This is a genomic window from Thomasclavelia sp., assembly GCF_047249845.1.
Classification (GTDB): Bacteria; Bacillota_I; Bacilli_A; order Erysipelotrichales; family Coprobacillaceae; genus Thomasclavelia.
The window spans coordinates 1-3,000 of sequence record NZ_JBKTWO010000107.1 but is presented as its reverse complement, the minus strand read 5'-3'; the positions used below and the strand labels follow the sequence as shown (position 1 = coordinate 3,000).

At 30.1% G+C, this 3,000-nt stretch carries 3 protein-coding genes; 2 read left to right on the top strand and 1 reads right to left on the bottom strand.

From position 1 onward, the window contains the following. Window positions 1–149 precede the first annotated feature (149 nt). Complete coding sequence (locus ACLR9T_RS13635) at window positions 150–530, top strand: DUF3783 domain-containing protein (protein WP_008788002.1); 381 nt, start codon at window positions 150–152, stop codon at window positions 528–530. Between the two features lie 36 nt (window positions 531–566). Here the strand turns inward: ACLR9T_RS13635 and ACLR9T_RS13630 are convergent, their stop codons facing one another. After that, window positions 567–2,033 (bottom strand): DUF1846 domain-containing protein, encoded by a 1,467-nt coding sequence (locus ACLR9T_RS13630; protein ID WP_413110043.1) that lies wholly within the window; start codon window positions 2,031–2,033, stop codon window positions 567–569. A gap of 144 nt (window positions 2,034–2,177) precedes the next feature. Here ACLR9T_RS13630 and ACLR9T_RS13625 point away from each other — a divergent pair, with 144 nt between their 5' ends. Next, window positions 2,178–2,462, top strand: coding sequence for a DUF1905 domain-containing protein (locus ACLR9T_RS13625; protein ID WP_008788004.1), 285 nt, complete (start codon window positions 2,178–2,180; stop codon window positions 2,460–2,462). Window positions 2,463–3,000 lie beyond the last annotated feature (538 nt).

Sequence of the window (3,000 nt, the reverse complement as noted above, 5' to 3'; positions counted from 1 at the left end):
TTGCTATTCTTTAGGTGGAGTGAGTGCTTCAGTTGTCGTTCCATCTGATTTGTCAATTCAACAAACAACAAATTATATTGATCAGTTAATGGCAGGAGAAAAGATTCAAACAGAAACTGGTGATTTGGATCAGTAGGAAAGGGAATTATATGAAAGAAACTTTATTACTATATCATGTTGCTGATGATGTTCAAAAAGATATAAAGAATATAGCTGAACAATTACATATTCAAATACAATATCTTGATGAATCTCAATTACATGAAACAATGGGGCATATTTTAAATATTGATGGATTTGAAAAATCTGAAGTACAGAATATTTCTGGTGATTTTCAACAAGAGTTTGTTTTTTTTGCAGGAATGAGTGATAAACAGTTAGATATTATATTACAGTTATTTAGGATGCAGGGGATACCTAAAATTCCATATAAAGCCATGTTAACTGAGCATAATGTTCATTATAAATTTTATCAACTTTATTTAAGTGTGGCTGATGAATATCAACAGATGTCACAAATCAATAATTAGAGAATCTAAAGGATTCTCTTTTTTTACTAAAAAATCCTAAGCTCCAGCGGACTTAGGATCACAAGTTAAATTCATTTGTAAGTTTCTTAATGTCTCAGTATCTTTCTTACTTAAGATAACTGTTGAATGAATTTCACAGTCTTTTAATAATGGTAAGACTTCTAGACATTGTTTTGCATTTGGTTGTGATGAAGATGCTATTGTTAATGTCAAGAGAACTTCATCAATGTCTAATAAAGGATTAGCAATATTTAAATAATTATTTTTTAATGATAAAATAGAGTGTAACATATCTGGTGATATTAATTCTATTTCTTGATCAATACCAGCTAAATATTTTAAAGCATTTAATAATGCTGCACTTGACGCTCTTAACAAAGAAGAGGTTTTTCCAGAAATCAAATGACCATCATTCAATTCGATTGCACATGCAGGAACTTGTCTTGCTTCTGCAATTTCTTTTGCAAAGATTGCACATTTTCTATTTTTAGCATCGACATTTGCCTGTGATAATAACATTTGCATTTTTTCAAGTGATTTGGTATTGATTTTTCCCATTAAATAATCAACTTCAGCATGATAATAGCGTCTAACAATTTCGCGACAGCTTGCATCTTTAGCTGCTTCATTATCAATAATTGCATAACCAGCCATATTTACACCCATATCAGTTGGTGAAGCATATGGAGATTCACCAAAGATTTTATTAAACATTGCATTTAAGACTGGGAATATTTCAATATCACGATTATAATTGACTGTTGTTTCATTATATTTTTCAAGGTGGAAAGGATCAATCATATTGACATCGTTTAAGTCAATTGTGGCAGCTTCATAGGCTAAATTTACAGGATGTTTTAAAGGAAGATTCCAAATTGGGAATGATTCAAACTTTGCATAACCTGCATTCACACCATGTAAGTGTTCATGATACAATTGAGATAAGCAAGTTGCCATCTTTCCTGATCCAGGACCTGGTGCAGTGACAACAACTAATGGTTTTGAAGTTTCTATGTAATCGTTTTTACCAAATCCATCTTGAGAGATAATATGATTGACATCATGAGGATATCCGTCAATAGGATAGTGAATAAAGACCTTTACACCTCTATTTTCTAATTTGGCTTTAAATGTATCAGCAGCGTTTTGATGGCGATATTGTGTAATTGCTACGCTTCCAACATAAAGACCAACACGATGATATTCATCAATTAATCTTAAAACTTCATCATCATAAGATATACCTAAATCACTTCTTACTTTATGTCTTTCTAAATCTTTTGCACAAACAGCAATAATGACTTCCACTTTGTCTTTGAAAGTCAATAACATTTTTAATTTACTATCTGGTTCAAATCCAGGGAGAACTCGTGATGCATGATTATCATCAAAAAGTTTTCCACCAAATTCCAAGTAAAGTTTATTATCAAACTGATCAATTCTTTCTTGGATATGTTTTGATTGTAATTCTACATATAATTCATTACTAAACGCCTTTTTCATTCTCTTTCACTCCTAGATTTCATTATATAGAAAATAGGGTGAAGTTAAAGAAAATAATAAGAATTTGTCAAAATAATAAATATTATTCGTGTATAAATTGTATATTCTTAAGAGAAGATGTTATAATGAATAAGGTGATAAAATATGAATGAAAAATTATATGAATTTGATGCTGAGATACAAAAAGTTCCAGATATTGATGGGGCATATATTATCTTTCCATATGATGTTCGTGAAGAATTTCAAAAAGGACGTGTCAAAGTCAAAGCAACATTTGATGGTGTTGAGTACAATGGCAGTTTGGTGAGAATGAAAACCCCTTATCATATTCTTGGTTTAAGAAAAGATATAAGAGCATTAATAGGGAAGCAACCAGGCGATACAGTTCATGTGACAATACAAGAGAGAACTGAATTGTCAGGAAAATAGAAAGGTTTGTGATAAATGTCACAGTGCTCATGATGTATTTAAGGTTAAAATCATGCAAATAATCATCATAAGAGTGAATATGGGATTATGAGGATGTGAGTTAATGTTAAGAATGATAGATAGTTTTATGAAGAAGATTGTTGAGATGACTGAAAATCATCTCTTTTTTTGTTTGTTGATGTGGTCTTGAACTGCTATTTATAATGATTTGAAAGTTTTATTGATTATTTGATACTGTATAATTTCTTCTGAGATAATTATCAGTTTATTAAAGTTGGTTTCATATCTTGATTTATCTTCAATTATTAAAGAAAATATTTACTTTTTTCTCAGAGAACTTATGATATTGATAAAGAGTTTTCATATTTTTACCTTCCTAATTAAATACAAAATAATTATTCTGCAAGAACTGATTTTATATTTTCTATCCCCAATTTTTCGCCAGTACGTCCGTTTTCTCTAAAGTTAATTTTGAATGCGGCAGATGCACAATTAATCAGACCTGTCGTTGTAGGTGTTTCTATATTAAGTACTTTTC